Origin of the sequence: Nocardia sp. NPDC058640 (genome assembly GCF_042716995.1) — a bacterium.
Taxonomy (GTDB): domain Bacteria; phylum Actinomycetota; class Actinomycetes; order Mycobacteriales; family Mycobacteriaceae; genus Nocardia.
The window spans coordinates 1-16793 of sequence record NZ_JBHXRG010000017.1 but is presented as its reverse complement, the minus strand read 5'-3'; the positions used below and the strand labels follow the sequence as shown (position 1 = coordinate 16793).

At 67.1% G+C, this 16793-nt stretch carries 13 protein-coding genes; 4 read left to right on the top strand and 9 right to left on the bottom strand.

Annotation, left to right across the window (positions count from 1 at the left end; translation table 11 throughout):
* Positions 1 to 10: 10 nt before the first annotated feature.
* Genes ACFWU5_RS18695 through ACFWU5_RS18685 form a run of 3 tightly spaced genes read right to left on the bottom strand, consistent with a single transcriptional unit; the run spans position 11 to position 1810 of the window.
* Positions 11 to 361 carry a VOC family protein gene (locus tag ACFWU5_RS18695; RefSeq protein WP_379268065.1) on the bottom strand — a complete coding sequence of 117 codons (351 nt, stop codon included), beginning with the start codon at positions 359 to 361 and terminating at the stop codon, positions 11 to 13.
* Positions 358 to 1188, bottom strand: a complete 831-nt coding sequence (locus ACFWU5_RS18690; RefSeq protein ID WP_379247712.1) for a MerR family transcriptional regulator — start codon at positions 1186 to 1188, stop codon at positions 358 to 360. The genes ACFWU5_RS18695 and ACFWU5_RS18690 overlap by 4 nt, the downstream gene beginning before the upstream one ends.
* Positions 1189 to 1234: 46 nt before the next feature.
* Positions 1235 to 1810, bottom strand: a complete 576-nt coding sequence (locus ACFWU5_RS18685) for a hypothetical protein (protein WP_379247714.1) — start codon at positions 1808 to 1810, stop codon at positions 1235 to 1237.
* Between the two features lie 430 nt (positions 1811 to 2240).
* Between ACFWU5_RS18685 and ACFWU5_RS18680 the strand changes: the two genes are divergently transcribed.
* Positions 2241 to 2987 carry a hypothetical protein gene (locus ACFWU5_RS18680; RefSeq protein WP_379268064.1) on the top strand — a complete coding sequence of 249 codons (747 nt, stop codon included), beginning with the start codon at positions 2241 to 2243 and terminating at the stop codon, positions 2985 to 2987.
* Between the two features lie 447 nt (positions 2988 to 3434).
* On the opposite strand, the gene ACFWU5_RS18675 is transcribed toward ACFWU5_RS18680, so the two are convergent.
* The 4 genes from ACFWU5_RS18675 to ACFWU5_RS18660 form a co-directional block, all read right to left on the bottom strand.
* Positions 3435 to 3911: a hypothetical protein gene (locus tag ACFWU5_RS18675; RefSeq protein WP_379268063.1), complete on the bottom strand. Its 477-nt coding sequence runs from the start codon at positions 3909 to 3911 to the stop codon at positions 3435 to 3437.
* Positions 3912 to 4037: 126 nt separating this feature from the next.
* Positions 4038 to 6200, bottom strand: a complete 2163-nt coding sequence (locus tag ACFWU5_RS18670) for a 3-hydroxyacyl-CoA dehydrogenase NAD-binding domain-containing protein (protein WP_379268062.1) — start codon at positions 6198 to 6200, stop codon at positions 4038 to 4040.
* A 40-nt stretch (positions 6201 to 6240) separates the two neighbouring features.
* Complete coding sequence (locus ACFWU5_RS18665; protein ID WP_379247724.1) at positions 6241 to 7455, bottom strand: acetyl-CoA C-acetyltransferase; 1215 nt, start codon at positions 7453 to 7455, stop codon at positions 6241 to 6243.
* Positions 7456 to 7644: 189 nt separating this feature from the next.
* Entirely contained in the window at positions 7645 to 10068 is a 2424-nt protein-coding gene (locus ACFWU5_RS18660; protein WP_379268061.1) for a DNA polymerase III subunit gamma and tau, read from the bottom strand.
* Between the two features lie 448 nt (positions 10069 to 10516).
* Between ACFWU5_RS18660 and ACFWU5_RS18655 the strand changes: the two genes are divergently transcribed.
* Together ACFWU5_RS18655 and ACFWU5_RS18650 are read left to right on the top strand one after the other, a co-directional pair.
* On the top strand, positions 10517 to 11341 hold the full coding sequence (locus ACFWU5_RS18655) for a hypothetical protein (RefSeq protein WP_379247728.1): 825 nt from the start codon (positions 10517 to 10519) through the stop codon (positions 11339 to 11341).
* A gap of 120 nt (positions 11342 to 11461) precedes the next feature.
* The gene (locus ACFWU5_RS18650; RefSeq protein WP_379247736.1) at positions 11462 to 12685 is read left to right on the top strand and encodes an ammonium transporter; all 1224 of its coding nucleotides are present in this window, start codon (positions 11462 to 11464) and stop codon (positions 12683 to 12685) included.
* Here the strand turns inward: ACFWU5_RS18650 and ACFWU5_RS18645 are convergent.
* Positions 12682 to 13824 (bottom strand): neutral zinc metallopeptidase, encoded by a 1143-nt coding sequence (locus ACFWU5_RS18645; RefSeq protein ID WP_379268060.1) that lies wholly within the window; start codon positions 13822 to 13824, stop codon positions 12682 to 12684. The two genes, ACFWU5_RS18650 and ACFWU5_RS18645, sit on opposite strands and share 4 nt — an antisense overlap.
* The gene (locus tag ACFWU5_RS18640; protein ID WP_379247732.1) at positions 13825 to 14733 is read right to left on the bottom strand and encodes a neutral zinc metallopeptidase; all 909 of its coding nucleotides are present in this window, start codon (positions 14731 to 14733) and stop codon (positions 13825 to 13827) included.
* 290 nt (positions 14734 to 15023) lie between these two features.
* Between ACFWU5_RS18640 and ACFWU5_RS18635 the strand changes: the two genes are divergently transcribed.
* Positions 15024 to 16649, top strand: coding sequence for a DUF2207 family protein (locus ACFWU5_RS18635; RefSeq protein WP_379268059.1), 1626 nt, complete (start codon positions 15024 to 15026; stop codon positions 16647 to 16649).
* Positions 16650 to 16793: the final 144 nt, after the last annotated feature.

Sequence of the window (16793 nt, the reverse complement as noted above, 5' to 3'; positions counted from 1 at the left end):
CAGTCGCTGGTCAGTCCTTGCCGATGTCGAAGAGATTTCCTTCGGGGTCGGCGAGGGTTGTCCACTGGATGCCGTACTCGTCGAAGTCACCGATGTGCTTGCCGCCCAAGCTGACTGCGCGCTCGATGTAGTCCGCCCATTCCGCGGTGTGGAAGTCCAGGTGGACCACGTTCTTGCCAGGGGTCTTGTCGGCGACCTGGATGAACATCAGGATCGGGGAGAGTCCCGCGGATTTCCCGACCGTGGCGAAGAACGGTGTGGCTTCCGGGTCCACCGGCACGTCGAGCAGTTGGGCGTAGAACTGCGCCTGCGCGGACGCGTCGCTGCAATCCATGGTGATGTTGGCCAGGGCGATGGTCATGAGGTCTCTCCTTCGGTGATCGGCCAGCACACTTCGGTGCGGAATTCGGCCGGGTTGTCGGTGATGTCAGGGCCCACGAGATAGCGCTCGCGGACCGGTTCGTCGGGCAGTACGGCGTCGTGTTCGGCGACGTGGCTGCCCAGGGCGCCATAGGTGCGGTCGAAGTCTTCGAACGGGCCGTCGTGCACGGCCACGGCGAACTGGCGGGACGGGAACTCCAGCACAGCGAAGTCGCCGATCGGGACGAAGTCCGTTCCGGGCGGTAACGGCACGAACGCGGTGACCTCGCCGTTGTCGTCGGTGAAGAACTCGTTCGAATAGGTCGCTCCCGCAACACCTGCCGGGTCGATACCCGCTTCGAGCAGGATCATGTACAGCTGTTCGAAGACGGTCCCGCACCATGTGTCGATGCCGGTCCTGTCGACCTGGTCCGTGTAGGCGAGAGCGGTGAACGCGGGCTCGACGCGGTAGTCGACGTCGATCGGCGGCGGGGGCGCGGTGAGCAGCGCGCGCAGCGACAGGATCACCTCCCGGGTGCGATCCAGTTCCGCCTCCATCCTGGTCAGATGCGCCCGTAAGGCGGCGTCACGCTCGGCGGGGTCGGCCGCGGCCAGCACGGTGCGGATTTCGGGCAGCGGCATGTCGAGATCGCGCAGGCGGCGGATCAGATGCGCGCCCTCCACCTGGTCGGTGGAATACCGGCGATACCCGGTGCCCGCGTCTACCGACGCAGGCTCGAGTAGCTCGATCTCGTGGTAGTACCGCAGCGTTTTCACGCTCAGATGGGTGAGGCGGGCGAACTCGCCGATCGCCACGGTTGCTGTCATGAGAACCAGAAAACACCCTCCAGCGGGTGGAGGGTCAAGAACTCGATCAGGCCGGTGCCAAAACGAACGCGGCCAACAGCGGCCAATCACCCTCGCGCCACCACGAATAGCCGAACCAGACACCCGGGGTGACCTCGCGAATCTCGTCGTAGACCTGCGGGGTCGGCGACGGTGCGTAGTTCAGAGCCCAGGCCGGGCCGCCGTCCAGGATCGAGGAGGCTCGGTAGACGTCGGCCGGGAAGGCTTCGATGCCGGCGCCGGTGACCCGGTTGGTGAGGGAGCCACCGTCGGGCCCCGTGCGGAACACCTTGCCGATCCACAGCGCGGGCGCCACCGATTCCAGCTGCGGCGGCCGCGTCACCCACCCGTTGGTGAGCCCGTTCGCGATCGCCCCCGCCTGCGAGTCCCGGTAGATCTGGTCCTGCTGGGTGACATTGCACCGGAACCGCAACGAGTCGATGGTCGCCCCACGATTGCCAGGATCGAGATAACAACCGTTGCCGTAATCAGTGATTCCCGCCCCGGAATCAGCCGATACGGCAGCGGATGAGAAAAGAACCAGGCTGGCGACGGATGCGCACGCGAAGGAAACAGCGGACGCCCGCGCAAGAAACGCATTCATCAGATCTCCTAGAGATTGCTGAACCATTGCCCGACCTACCCTGATCGTAGGCCCATCGCCCTGGTGGAGCCATCCCTGTAGCAACCACCGCCGTCCGATCGATCCTCGACGCCGCACTAGCCACCACAGACCAAGATGTCGTCGCATCAGCCGTCGCCGACCTGCTCAAACGCGGCATAGCGAGTCGCCGCACACTGCTCCACCGCGCGCAGGAATCAGGCCCGCGCGCCGAACTGTCCATCGAACGAGCAGTACGGGACGGAGTACGTGATTTCCAATTCCGTGTTCTCACATAGCATTTGAGCAATACCTGGTCGCGTCATCACTTCTCGAATGGAGCACCCGCTCGCCTCAGCGATAGAGGAAAGTAGGGTCGACGGTACGAACCCGGACTGGGAGTGCCGCCGGGCTGACAAGGGGGGCTGGCTTTATGACGTATCCATCGGGACAACAGGATCCAGGGGCTTGGGGGCAGCCGCAGGGGTATGGGCCTGTTGGGTACGCGCAGGAGGTTCCGCCGCTCGGGCCGCCGCCGAAGTCGAACGCGGGGTGGATTGTCATCGCGTTGATTGTGGTGGTCGGGCTGGTCGGTGGGGCCGGGCTTTTGGTGTGGGGGGCGCGCGATGGGATCGCGGGGACGGCGGTGGCCGCGTCTGCCACGGCTACCCCGACGACGAAGACGGCGCCGACCAAGACCACCACCGGGAAGCCGACGCCCAAGGCGGGGGCTCGGTTGAGTTATGCCGATTATGAAGGTCCGTGGAACTTCAAGATGGGCGATGTCGCGATGACGGCCGACTGGGTGGAGGGGCGCGATCACAGCGGGTGCGCGCCGGTCGAGAAGGGCGGGAAACTCACCGGTCTCGGCTGCCAGTACGCCACCGAGATGCTGTTGACCGCGGAGGGCGGGGCGGTGAAGTTGAAGCAGTTCGTGTTGGGCATGAAGGACGCGGCGGCGGCTGAGGCGGCCGCGGATCAGATCGAGGAGAAGGATCTGAACGTGCGACCCGGCGGCATCATCGACGACTTCGAGACCGGCAAATGGAAGGCCAGCTCCTCGAAGGAGTTCGTGGTGATCACCCTCGCCACCGCCACCGCCGCGGTCGACGCGGCCCTGGTCGACAAGTACCTGCGCTACCGCCACACCGACATCGCCGCCGCGATCGGCTTCCGCTAGCGACTCTTGCGCCGCACCGCGGATCGGCGAAGAATTGGTTTCTCGGGAGCCGAACTTCGCGGCCAGCTCGTCGGCGCGAGCCACGAACACCGATCTCAGTCGGTCGCTTTTGGATGTCGAGTGCCCGCCAACGTCAACCAGACCACGCGAGCATCAGGATCGGGGCAATACCAGATCCGGCCGCCGGACGTGACCTCGTACTGCCACTGATCCAGGGTCGATCCACCGATCGTCCGAGTTGAATAGATGTTGCGTAGTCGATGCTGCCGCGAAGGGTTCTCCGGGTCTGTCGGCCGCTCAGTCAGCACAATCCATGCCTCCCAGGTATTCGAACGACAGACCCGACAGAGCTCTTCCCAGCCCTTGGCTGCCTCAGAGGTGGCAAATCGTGCCTCCCACGCGCCTGGCCGAGCCGGCGGCGCCACCCGATCTCCTCGTTTGGGCACGTCAGTCGCCCTCCGGTGGAGGCACTGGGCCGAAGTCGTCGTCGATCGGCGCGGCCAATTGCTTCGCGAGCGTGGGGTCGGCGAAAACCTGTGCGGTACTTCGCCATTCATGCAGAACGCGGGTCAGCAACGACCATTCCCCGAGTTCTGCTGAGGCTTGGAAGGCGCGGGCGAAGTCGCGCACGAACTCCCGCTTCGCATCATCTGGCAGGTGATCGATCCACGGGTACTCGTCGAGCAATGCCAGGGCCGCCGCGTCGTGCGGTAGATGCAACAACACGCTGCGAAGCGCACGCGCGGCGAAGACCGCGCCTTCGGACTGTCCATTCGCCCGATCCTCGCGCGTCAGCAATAGGGCCGCGCCGTCGCGGCGACGCACGCGTACGTCGCCCTGGTCGGCCAGCCGCGCCACCTGCTTTGGGTCTCGCTGTAGCTCGCTCCACTGCACTTCGGTGATCATGCCGCGTACCTCAGCCATCCGGGAACAGTTCTGAATTTTTTCAGAACTTGCGTCACAGTATGGCACGGCACGCCGTCAGAAAACAGCGGGAGCCCGCCACCGAAAGGGTGACGGGCTCCTATCCGGTGAACCGGAAGCCGTGAACTACTTGCGCAGCGAGGCCGGGACCTCGAAGCGGGAGCCGAACTTCGCGGCCAGCTCGTCGGCACGGGCCACGAAGGCCTCCTGGCCGCCGGGGTAGCCCACGATGAACTGGTGCGAGCCGCCCGACCAGGCCGGGAAGCCGATGCCGAAGATCGAGCCGATGTTCGCGTCGGCGGTGCTGGTGAGCACGCCTTCGTCGAAGCACTTCTGGGTCTCGATGGCCTCGGCGAACATCATCCGGTCCTTGAGGTCCTGGAAGGTCACACCCTCCGGGAGCTCACGGCTGGAGTTGAAGGTCTCGCGCAGACCCTCCCAGATGCCGGTGGCCTTGCCGTCGACATAGTCGTAGAAACCGGCGCCGCCCGCCTTGCCCTTGCGGTCGAACTCGTCGACCATCTTGTTGATGACCTCCGACGACGCCTTGGCGGCAGCGTTGATCTGATCCTCCTGGCCCGCCTCGATCAGCGCGGCCTGAGTCTCCTTGGAGATCTTCTGCATGGTGGTGAAGTTGAGCTCGTCGCTCAGCTTCAGCGGCGCGGCCGGGTAACCGGCCTGCAGACCGGCCTGCTCGACGGTCGACGGGTCGACGCCTTCCTTGACCATCGAGATCGCCTCGTTGATGAAGGTGCCGATCACGCGCGAGGTGAAGAAGCCGCGGCTGTCGTTGACCACGATCGGGGTCTTCTTGATCGCCAGGGTGTAGTCGTACACGCGGGCCAGCGCCTCGTCAGAGGTGTTGTCGCCCTTGATGATCTCGACCAGCGGCATCTTGTCCACGGGGGAGAAGAAGTGGATGCCGATGAAGTCCTCGGAGCGCTTCACACCCTCCGACAGCAGGGTGATCGGCAGGGTCGAGGTGTTGGAGCCGAGCAGCGCGTCGGGCTCGACGATGTCCTCGATCTCCTGGAAGACCTTGTTCTTCAGGTCCGGGTTCTCGAACACGGCCTCGATCACGAAGTCGACGCCCTTGAAGTCGGCGGCGTCCGCGGTCGGGGTGATGCGAGCCAGCAGCTCGGCCGAGCGCTCCGGGGTGGTCTTGCCACGCGACAGCGCCTTGGCCTCGATGGCTTCGGCGTAACCCTTGCCCTTGATGGCGGACTCGATGGCGACGTCCTTGAGCACGACCTCGTAGCCGGCCTTCGCCGAAACGTAGGCAATGCCGGCGCCCATCATGCCGGCGCCGATGACACCGATCTTCTTGATGTCACGCTTGGGCACATCCTCGACCGACGGACGCGAGCCGCCACCGTTGATGTGGTTGAGGTCGAAGAAGAACGCCTGGATCATGTTCTTCGCGACCGGCCCGGTGAGCAGGCTGATGAAGTAACGACCCTCGATGTCCAGCGCGTTGTCGATGTCGACCTGCGCGCCCTCGACCGCCGCGGCCATGATGGCGCGCGGGGCGGGCATGTTGGTGCCCTTGATCTGCTTGCGCAGGTTGGCCGGGAACGCGGGCAGGTTCGCCGCGAAGGCCGGGGTGGACGGGGTGCCGCCGGGGATCCGGTAGCCCTTCTTGTCCCACGGCTGCGCCGCTTCGGGGTTGGCCGCGATCCACGCCTTGGCGGCGGGCAGCAGCTCGTCGACCGAGGACACGACCTCGTCGATCAGGCCGATTTCCTTGGCCTTGGTCACGCGGTGACGCTGACCCTGCAGCAGCACCTGCATCAGCGCGTTCTGCAGACCGATCATGCGGGTCACACGGGTCACGCCGCCGCCACCGGGCAGCAGGCCCAGCGACACCTCGGGCAGGCCGATGGCCGAACCCTTGACGTCGGCCGCGATGCGGTGGTGGGTGGCCAGCGCGATCTCGAGGCCACCGCCCAGCGCCGCACCGTTGATCGCCGCGACGACCGGCTTGCCCAGCTGCTCGAGACGACGCAGCGGGCCCTTGACGCCGTTGAGCATCGTGGCAACCTCGGCCGCGTTGTCCGGGCCGACCTGCATCATGTTCTTCAGGTCGCCGCCGGCGAAGAAGGTCTTCTTGCCGGAGGTGATGACGACACCGGTGATGTCGTCCTTCTCTGCTTCGAGGCGATCAACGGTGGCGGCCATCGAGGTGATGTACGCGTCGTTCATCGTGTTGGCGCCCTGGCTGGGGTCGTCGATGGTGAGGACGACCACGCCGTCGGCGTCCTTCTCCCAGCCGATGATGTTGTCAGTCATAGTGTTTCGTTCTCTCCTGTGAGAAGTGTTCGGCCGGGGATCAGACACGCTCGATGATGGTGGCAACACCCATGCCGCCACCGATGCACAGCGTGATCAGGCCGTAGCGGCCGCCTCGACGCTCCAGCTCGTCGAGCACCGTGCCGGTGATCATCGCGCCGGTGGCACCCAGCGGGTGGCCCATCGCGATCGCGCCACCGTTGACGTTCAGCTTCTCGTCCGGGACGTTCAGGTCCTTCTGGAACTTCAGCACCACCGAGGCGAAGGCCTCGTTGATCTCGACGAGGTCCATGTCCTCGATCGTCAGACCGGCCAGAGCCAGCGCCTTCTTGGCGGCCGGGGTGGGGCCGGTCAGCATGATGGTGGAGTCCGCACCCGAGGTGGCGGTCGCGACGACGCGCGCACGCGGGGTCATGTTGGAAGCCTTACCGGCGGCCTCGGAGCCGATCAGCAGCAGGGCGGCGCCGTCGACGATGCCCGAGCTGTTGCCACCGTGGTGGACGTGGTTGATCTTCTCGATGTAGGTGAACTTCTGCAGCGCGACCGCGTCGAAGCCACCCATCTCGCCGATGCCGGCGAAGGCCGGGTTCAGCTTGCCCAGGTCCGCGGCGGTGGTGCCGGGGCGCATGTGCTCGTCGTTGTCGAGCACGACAAGGCCGTTGATGTCCTTGACCGGGACGATCGACTTGGCGAAGTAGCCGCCGGTGGTCGCCGCGGCGGCCAGGTCCTGCGAACGCACGGCGTAGGCGTCGACGTCATCGCGGGAGAAACCCTCGATGGTGGCGATCAGGTCGGCCGAGATGCCCTGGGGCACGAAGTAGCCGTCGTAGTTGGTGGCCGGGTCCAGCGCCCACGCACCGCCGTCGGAGCCCATCGGCACGCGCGACATCGACTCGACGCCACCGGCGATCACCAGATCGTCGAAGCCCGAGCGAACCTTCTGCGCAGCCAAGTTCACGGCCTCGAGGCCCGAGGCGCAGAAGCGGTTGAGCTGGAAGCCACCGACGGTGTCGGGCAGGCCGGCCGCAGTGACCGCGGTGCGGGCGATGTCCATGCCCTGGTCACCGACGGGGGTGACAACACCGAGGATGACGTCGGAGATCTGATCCTCGTTGAGGTCAGGGAAACGGTTACGCAGCTCCTGGATCAGACCAACAGTCAGATCCAGCGGCTTGACCGAATGCAGCGAGCCGTTCTTCTTGCCGCGGCCGCGCGGAGTGCGGATGGCCTCGTAGATGTAGGCCTCTGTGGTCATATCGGAGTGTTTCCTTCCTTGGGGTGCGGTGGCCGCACGAACGCCACGACCGATCGGCTGCGCGTCGTACAAATCCCGGCAAGCACCAGCGGAGCATAGAACCATGTCCATCCAGCGTTTCCGGCCACCCGTTCATACTACCGTGGTGTGCGAACTCCGGTTAACTTAACGCGCTGCGGACGGCCACTGTCAACCGTCCACACTCTTTGCCCCGAACTGTTCACGCAGCAAGGCCAAGGCGACCTCGTCCGGGTCCTGACGGTCGCCCGCGGCCACCGGCACCGCGGCGGCGGCCAACATCTCCCGTTCCTCCTCCGGGGTCGGCGGTCCGAGAACCGCGGCCGCACGCGCGGAATCGGCGTCGGACCGGGGCTGCGAGCCGTCTTCGGGGCCGGGGTCGTCGGGTAAGTCGGGGAAATCGGGCGGCGGGATGTCGTCGTCGGACGGACGGTTGGCCCGGTTCGACGACTGACTGCCCGCGGCCTGGCTCGGTCGCGAGAACTTCGGTCGACCCGCGGGCTTGGTCTCCGCCGGTCCCCGTGCGGGCGCGGCCTTGGTTGCCGGTGCTGCGCGCGGCGTGGGTGCGCCTGTTTCCCAGCGCACATCCAACTCGCGACCCAGCACCGCGCGCACCGCCGAGCGCACGGCATCGATATTGCGAGGATCGGATAGCCGCTGCGCCAGCGGAGCGCTCTGATGCGCGAACACGATCACGTCACCGTCCACCCGCGACACCGCAGCGCCCGACAACAACGCCTGCAAGGTGGCGCCGAACTCACGCACGCGCCCCTTGATCTCCGGCCACGCGGCATCGACGATCCCGACCAGATCCTCGGTCGACTCCGGTGCTTGCGGGGCGCCGGCCTGCGGTTCTGCCGGTGCGGACGGACGCTGCGGCTCGGGTTCCGCCGGTGCCGGAACCGAATCAGGCTGCGAGGCTTCTACTTCCGCGGCAACGACGTCATCGACGACGGGCGGCGCGGCGACGATGGGCGACTCCGGCGGTGCGGCGACCGGCTCCTGAGCGACGGTGCGCACGGGAGCACTTTCGACCGCTGGTTGATCGACGGCCACAGACGACGAGGCCGCTGCGGCTGCCGCGACGACCGGCACCGACGGCTCGGCCTGCGCCGGCGCAGGCTCGGGCTGTACCGGCGCAGGCACGGGCGGCACAGATACAGGCGGCGCGGCTCGGACCGGCGAATCCGCAACGGGCGAGGACGTTTCCACAGGTGGCGCGGAATGCACAGGTGCGGGGGTCGAGGGCGAACTGACGGACACCTGCTCCGCGACACCGCAGTTCGGGTTTCCACCGGCCGCTGCTTCTTTCTCAGCGCGGGCTGCGGCCAGGAGTTCCGCTCCGCGACGACGGCTTTCGCTGGTCGAGGCCTGAGCAGCCGGACGATCAACCCCCTCGCCCGCAGCCGGACCCGGACGCGCAGGAGCCGGAACAACTCCCCCGGCGAACCCACGCTCCAACCGTTCCAACCGCTGCAACGTCGCCGATTCCGCATCGGAAACCGACGGCAGCAGCATCCGAGCGCAGATCACCTCGAGCAGCAGCCGAGGTGCGGTCGCGCCGCGCATTTCACCCAGCCCCTCGTGCAGCAGTTCGGCGTAGCGGGTCAGAGTGGCGGGGCCGAGGCGTTGCGCCTGGTCACGCATCCGTTCCAGCACGTCGCCGGGCCCCGAGACCAGCCCGCGGTCGGCGGCGTCGGGGACCGCGCGCAGCAGGATCAGGTCGCGCAGGCGTTCGAGCAGGTCGACGGCGAAGCGGCGGGGGTCGTGGCCTGCTTCCATCACCGCGTCGACCGTGCCGAACAGGGCGGCGCCGTCGTCGGCGGCCAGCGCGTCGACGGCGTCGTCGATCAACGCCACATCGGTGACGCCCAGCAGCGAGACCGCGCGCGGGTAGGTGACGCCTTCGGTTCCGGCGCCTGCCAGCAACTGGTCGAGCACGCTGAGACTGTCGCGCGGGGAACCGCCGCCGGCCCGGATGACCAGCGGATACACCGCTTCCTCGACCGGGACATTCTCCTGCTCGCAGATCTTGCCGAGCAGGCCGCGCATGGTCGCGGGTGGCAGCAGCCGGAACGGATAGTGGTGCGTGCGTGAGCGAATCGTGGGCAGCACCTTCTCCGGCTCGGTGGTGGCGAAGATGAAGATCAGGTGGGCCGGTGGTTCTTCGACGATCTTGAGCAGCGCGTTGAAACCGGCGGTGGTGACCATGTGCGCCTCGTCGACGATGAACACGCGGTAGCGCGACTCGGCCGGGGCGTAGAAGGCGCGATCGCGCAGCTCACGGGTGTCGTCGACGCCACCGTGGCTGGCCGCGTCGAGTTCGGTGACGTCGAGATTGCCCGAGCCACCCGGACCCAGCGCCACACACGACGAGCAGGTCCCGCACGGCGTGGAGGTCGGCCCGTCCACACAGTTGAGCGAGCGCGCGAGGATGCGCGCCGACGAGGTCTTGCCACAACCACGCGGACCGGAGAACAGGTACGCGTGACTGATGCGCCCGGTGTCCAGCGCTGTACTCAGCGGGTCGGTGACATGCTCCTGACCCACTACTTCCGCGAATGTCGCCGGTCGATACTTCCGGTACAGAGCCACAGCTCACAGGCTACCGAGACCCACCGACATGGTTGATCGGCGGCTGGCACTGGACGCCCGCCAGGTAACGAAGCCAAGGCCATGTTGTGATCTAAATCACATTGCATTACGCGGTCTGGAGCGTAGGAGCAAAGCGGTCCAGCAGGCGCAACGACCGAGCTATCGACTGCGCCGTGCACGGCTAAACCCGCACCGTCCAGTCCAACGATCCTGGTTACACCGGAAATGCAAACCCATTCCCCGCTTGACGCCCACTTACTGAATGTAACGGAAACATCAAGCACCGTGACATCGGCGCAAGCGTCTGGCTAACGTGGGTCTCGGCAACTTCGGTGGCCAAACCTTCATCAGGTTGGTGACCCCGGCCGGTCCCTCATCCCGGCCGGGGCACAACAACTTTCGCGCACCGATCGCTCCCCCACCGCACCGACCGGAGGAACGTTTCACCGTGCTGTCGTGTGATGACATCGCAACCGCCTGGCTGGCCCACACCGACTTCGCAGGCGACAACGCCGCGGTCGGGCTGCTGAGCCGCGCGATCAGCCCCCAGGACTACGACATCAAACGCGACTCGTTACCCGTCGCGGCCGCGGCCGACCCGGCAACCGCCGACGCCATCCTGCAACTGCTGCACCGCGGGCAGGTGCCGACGATGGCGGCGATTCGCACGCTGACCGCGCAGAACGAGATGCGCCGCGAGGCCGAGCGGATCGAACGTCTGGGCCGTCGCGCCCAGCGCAGCATCGACGAGTTCGGTCGCATCCTCGCGCGCCTGGCCGCCGCCCACTGGACCGACCACAATGTGGGCCCGACCAGGCGCGACATCCTCGCCGACGCCGAGATCTGCGAGCTCATCGCCGAACGGGTCGGCGAGATCGCGCCGTCGGCAGTCAAACATCTCTGGCTGATCGAGCGGGCGCAGCGCGCGGGCTGGATCGCGTCGAACGCCAGTCCCGGTTCGCTGTGCCCGGCGCGGCGCTGGCACACCACCAAGTTCGGCAATCGGGTCTCGCAGAAGCCGGTGAACATGGTCGGCAAGCTGGTCACCGGATTCGTGGTGGAACACACCGCGCAGCGGGGCAAGCCGCCCAGTTGGGCGGTGTTGGCCAGGGACGCGCGCGACGATCGCGGCCGCCGCCTGTTCTTCGATGTGGCCGACGCGCACGCCCAGCGCCGCTGGCTCACCACCGCGGAGTGGCTGGCCGACAGCGATGACCTGCCCATTCCCGGCAAACGCGGCGCGCGGGCGCTGGCGAAGGAAAACCGGGCCTAGCGCCGACCCCCACGGTGAGCGTTCGGTAACTTTCTCGCGACGCAATCACGCGTGGAAGGAGTTCCCGTGCCCGCAACGATCGACCCGGCGGCCACCGCCTGGCTACTCGCGGCTACCGCCATGGTGCTGTTGATGACGCCGGCGCTGGCCGTGTTCTACGGCGGGATGGTGCGCTCGACCGGCGTGCTGAACATGCTGATGATGAGCTTCATCGCGATCCCGCTGGTCACCGTGGTCTGGCTGCTCGCCGGCTACAGCCTGGCCTTCGGCGACGACGCCGGTGGTGGCCTGATCGGCAATCTCGAACACTTCGGCCTGGCCGGGATCGGTCCCGAGTCGGTGCGCGGCACCATTCCGGAACTGCTGTTCGTCACCTTTCAGCTGACGTTCGCGATCCTCACCGCCGCCCTGGTCTCCGGCGCCATCGCCGACCGCGCCAAGTTCGCCGGGTGGATGGTGTTCGTGCCGCTGTGGACGTTGGCGGTGTACGCGCCGATCGCGCACTGGGTGTGGGGTCCTGATGGCTGGCTGCTGAACTTCGGTGCGCTGGATTACGCGGGCGGCCTGGTGGTCGAGATCGCCTCGGGCGCTTCGGCCTTGGCGTTGGCGTTGGTGCTCGGCCCGCGGATCGGTTTCAACATCGACGCGATGCGTCCGCACAATCTGCCGTTCGTGCTGTTGGGCGCGGGCCTGCTGTGGTTCGGCTGGTTCGGTTTCAACGCGGGTTCCGCGCTGGGCGCCACCGGTGCCGCGGCGGCGGTGTTCCTGAACACCCTGGTCGCGGGCAGTCTGGGCATGCTCGGCTGGCTCATCGTGGAGCAGGTGCGCGACGGTAGGCCCACTACCTTCGGCGCGGCCTCGGGCGCGGTGGCCGGTCTGGTCGCGATCACCCCGTCGTGTGGCGTGGTGAACACCCTCGGCGCGGTGGTCGTCGGCCTGCTCGCGGGCGTGGTGTGTTCGTTCGCGGTCGGCTGGAAACACAAAGCGGGCTATGACGATTCGCTCGACGTGGTCGGCGTGCACTTCGTCGGCGGCATCATCGGCACCCTGCTGATCGGCCTGCTGGCCACCGAAGTGATGACCGGCGGCGTGAACGGCCTGCTCTACGGCGGCGGCCTCGCCCAGCTCGGCAAGCAGATCGTGGCGATCCTGGCGGTGGCGGCGTACGCCTTCGCGGTCTCGTGGGTGCTGGGCAAGGGCATCGACAAGACCCTGGGCTTCCGCGTGAGCAAGGAAGACGAAACCGCGGGCATCGACTTCGCCCTCCACGCCGAAACCGCGTATGCCGAAGGCGTGCACGGTAGTTCGCCCCGCCGTTTCGGCGAAGGTCACTACGGGAATTAACTGACCTCGTTCGCTGGTGCCAACCACGTGTTGCATTCGAAGTTTCGGTTCTTCAAGTAGCCGTGGTTGTACCAGTTCCCGTTGTGGTCGGGGGTGCCGTGATCGCGGTGGCGGCCGTTGCCGTCACCGCGGTTGTAGTTGTGCTTCACCGCGGCGTAGCCCTCCTGCGAGGTCCACGAACCGCCTGCTTCCGACGAACCGATGTACATGCCGCCGAAACAGCTGGCCTGCAACTCCATTCGACGTGACGTCTCCAGCCCGCCCGCCGACATCGTGCCCTGCGAGCGGCGCTGGTTCGACGAAGCCTGCAGCAGCCCGGTGAGCCCCTGGACGTGATGGCCGTATTCGTGCGCGTATACCGACAGCGCTTCCATCGGCGGATACGGGGTGTTGTGCAGCACCAGCCCCGCCGTCGACATGTAGATGGTGCTCGACGCACTGCAGTAGAACGCGTCGCTGGTGGCGCCACCGCACGGCGAGGACAGTTCCGAAGGTTGTTCCGTGACAACAAGACCCGGACTGCGGAAGGGCAGGTTCGCCGCGGCGAGGTTGGGTCGCCACATCTGGTCCAGGCACACCTGCGCGGCCGCGAAGAACGCCTTGGCCACCGTCGCATTCGTCGACCAGCGCGGCAGATCGCAGTCCATATTGGTCAGGCCGGCGTTGTCGTCGCGGAACAGCGGATGTTGATCCAGCGCGATAACCGGTTGCGGCCCTGCGGGTTTGGTCGTGGTCGGGGCACTGGTGCGCGCGGAGGTGGCGCGCGCCGTGGTCGGATTCGTGGTCGCCGCGGCCGGGGTGTAGGTGAAGCTGGGCGAGGGCGGGTGCGCGACCGTGCCGGGTGAGCTCTGATCGGACATCACCACCGCGGCCACCAACAGTCCGACGACCCCGAACACGATCAGCACGGTGAACATCGCACCGAGCACATCCGACCCACCACGGCGCGGCGGCGGATAGCCTTGCGGCGCATAGCCATACGGTGGCGGCAACGGTCGACCGTAGGGCGGTGGCATCGGGCGCCCGTACGGCGGTGGCATCGGGCGCTGGTACTGCGGCGGATACCCGTAGTTCGGCTGCTGCCCGTAGCCGGGCACGGCCGGACCCTGGTAGGGCCCGTAGCCGGGCGGTTGCGACATCTAGCTGACTTCGCCGGCCGGGGCGGTGAACGTATTGCACTGCGGCGTGCGGTTATCCAGGCCCGTTTCGAACCACTGACCGCCGTGCGCGGCCGTGCCGTGATCGCGCATGTCGCCGGGGCCGTCGCCGCGGCCGTGCGAATCCTTGGTCGCGACGGTGACCTGCGACGAGCTCAGCGAGCCCGCGTCGTTGGACGCGGCGATGAACATCGCGTCGAAGCAGTTGGCCTGCAACTCCACTCGTCGCGAAAGCTCCAGCCCCTTGTCCGAGCGGGCGCCCACGTCGACGCGTTCGCTGTTGGCCTTGCGCAGGATGCCCGACTGGGCCTGCACGTGGTGGCCGTACTCGTGCGCGAACACCGACAGGTACACCACCCAGTTGTCGCGGAACTGCTCGGTCTGCAGCTGGCTTATCGGCATGTAGATGGTCTTGTTCGCCGGGCAGTAGAAGGCGGCGAAGTTGCTCGTGGAACCGGTGCACGGGGTGGTGATGCCCGACGTGTTCGCGGTGACGCTGAGCGTGGGCGCCTCGAAGGGCAGTTTGTTCTGCGCCAGCAACGGTTTCCACGACGCCTCGAGGCAGCGCGCGGCCGATTCGAAGAAGGCGCGGGCCTTGTCGACCTGGGTGCCCCACGGCGCGTAGTTGCACGAGGACGGGACCAGGGCGCCGTCGGCGTCGGTGAGCAGCGGGTTGTCGCCGGTCGCGGCGGGCGCGATGCCGGGTTCGGGGGTGTAGGTGGTGCTCGGTTTGGGGCCGATCGCGCCGATGCCGAGGTCGACGCCGGTGTTGACGGCGTACTTCACCAGGCCGCCGACCAGCAGGAAGATGACCACCAGCACGAGCGAGGTGAACCCGCCGCCACGCTTACGCGGGGGCGGAGTGGGCCTGCCGGGCGGGCCGTAGGGCATCGGCGGTGGCCGATATCCGGGCGGCGGACCGTAGGCCGGACGCTGGCCGTAACCCTGTGGATAACCTGACGGATAACCCTGGGGCTGTGGATAACCTGGCTGCCCGTATCCGGGTGCAGGCCGATATCCCGGGGGCGGGCCATAGCCAGGGGGTGGTGGAACCGGTCGTCCACCTGGGCCGTTGGGCCCATAACCGTACGGTGGTTGAGTCACTCCCCCGTACCCCCCTTGTCTCATGAGTCATCGACAGCCGCTGACGCAGAATAGCAAGCTGTCTAGAGTAAGCACCCATGCTGACTTTTCGGGGGGGCGCCGCAGGCGCGCTGCTACTCGCCGCGGCGGGTTTGCTCGCGGCCGCGCCGGTGGCCCACACGCAGCCCGCGCCGACCGGTGTTTCGATCATCGCCGACCTCACACTCACCGAAACCGGTGTGCTGCAGGTCAGCGAAACCGTGGTGGTGCCCGACAACGGCAACTTCACGATGTCGCTGCCGCTGCGCCTGAAGGTCGGCGACGATGTCGAGCGCGTGTTCAAGGTCACCGATGTGACCGCGACGGGGTCGGGCACCGCCACCACCGTCGAAGATCAGTTCGTCGTCGAAGCCAAGCCCGGCGAATCCAAGTTCACGTATACGGTGCACAACACCGTCTCCGACGCGCCCGGCACGCAGGTGTTCCATTGGCTGGGCGTGCTCAACGCCGATATCGCCGAACTCGACGTCTCGGTGATCAGCCCCAGCTTCCAAATGGGCATCATCGACTGCAAACTCGGGCCCGCGGGCAATGCCAAGCCGTGCGCGGACGTGCACACCGAACCCGACGGCGTGCTGTATCTGCGCCAGACCGACCTGCACAAGGGCGATGCCATCGACCTCACCCTGCAGATGCCGCCGGGCACCGTGCCCGCCAATGCCGATGTGCGGGGCGGTGATTCGAACAATTTCTTCGACTTCACCATGCCCGTGCTCGCCGCGTTCGGCGCGCTGTTGCTGGCCCTGGCGGGCATGATCGCCTACGTGTTGCTGGCCCGGAAACGTGCCGCGGCCGCGATGGCGGGCAGTGACGCGTTCGATCCGCTGATCCAGCAGGGCGGCCGCGTCGAATTCACCTCCCCCGACGGTGTGCTGCCCGGCGAGGCGGGCCTGATCCTGGACGAGCACGCCGACCCCGTCGACATCGCCGCCACCGTGGTCGACCTCGCCGTGCGCCGCTACCTGTGGATCACGCCGGTGAACGCGCGCGGCGAAAACGATTGGCGCATCAGCAGAGTCAACGCCCCCGACGACCAGCTGCGCGACTTCGAGCGCACCGTCTACGACATGCTGCTGCCCGAGGGCACCGACACCGTGGCCGTGCGCGAACTACGCACCCCCGGCCGCCTGCAACTGGACCCGATCCGCAACGCCATGCGCGACGACGCCGTAGCCACCGGCGCCTTCGCCGACCCCAAACAGCGAAGCCTGCCCCGCTGGATCGGCGCCGCCCTGATCGCCCTCGGCGTGACCATCACCGTCGTCCTCGCCCTGACCGCAGGCCACGCCCTGGTAGGCGTAGCCATCGCCCTGGCAGGCGGCGCAGCCATGCTGCTACCCACCTACCTGCCGACGCGAACCCCCTTGGGCGACACCGTCGCCGGCCGAGTCCGCGCCATGCAACGCGCCCTGGAAACCATCACCCGCGACCAGATCCCCCCCATCGACCAGGAAACGATCTTCTCCCGAGCCCTGCCCTACACCGTGATCAGCGGCCGAGCAGACAACTGGATCCGCACCTTCCGAGACATGGACCCCAGCGCCGACTCCCAACCAGGCCTCTACTGGTTCGCCGGCTACGACCAAGACAGAAACCTCCACCGCTTCGCCTCCCAATTCCCGTACTTCATCACGGCCCTCGAAGGCGCCTTCAACCCGCGCTGACCCGCAAACCCCAAATCCGCCACGCCCACACAAAACCCAGCCCCCACCTGCGACCCATAGGGAGCAGCGGCCACGCAGTGGCCGTAGCGGCCCGGCCGCGAGTTAGCCGCCGTTGCGTCCGAGGCGAAGCCTCCAGCAACGGTG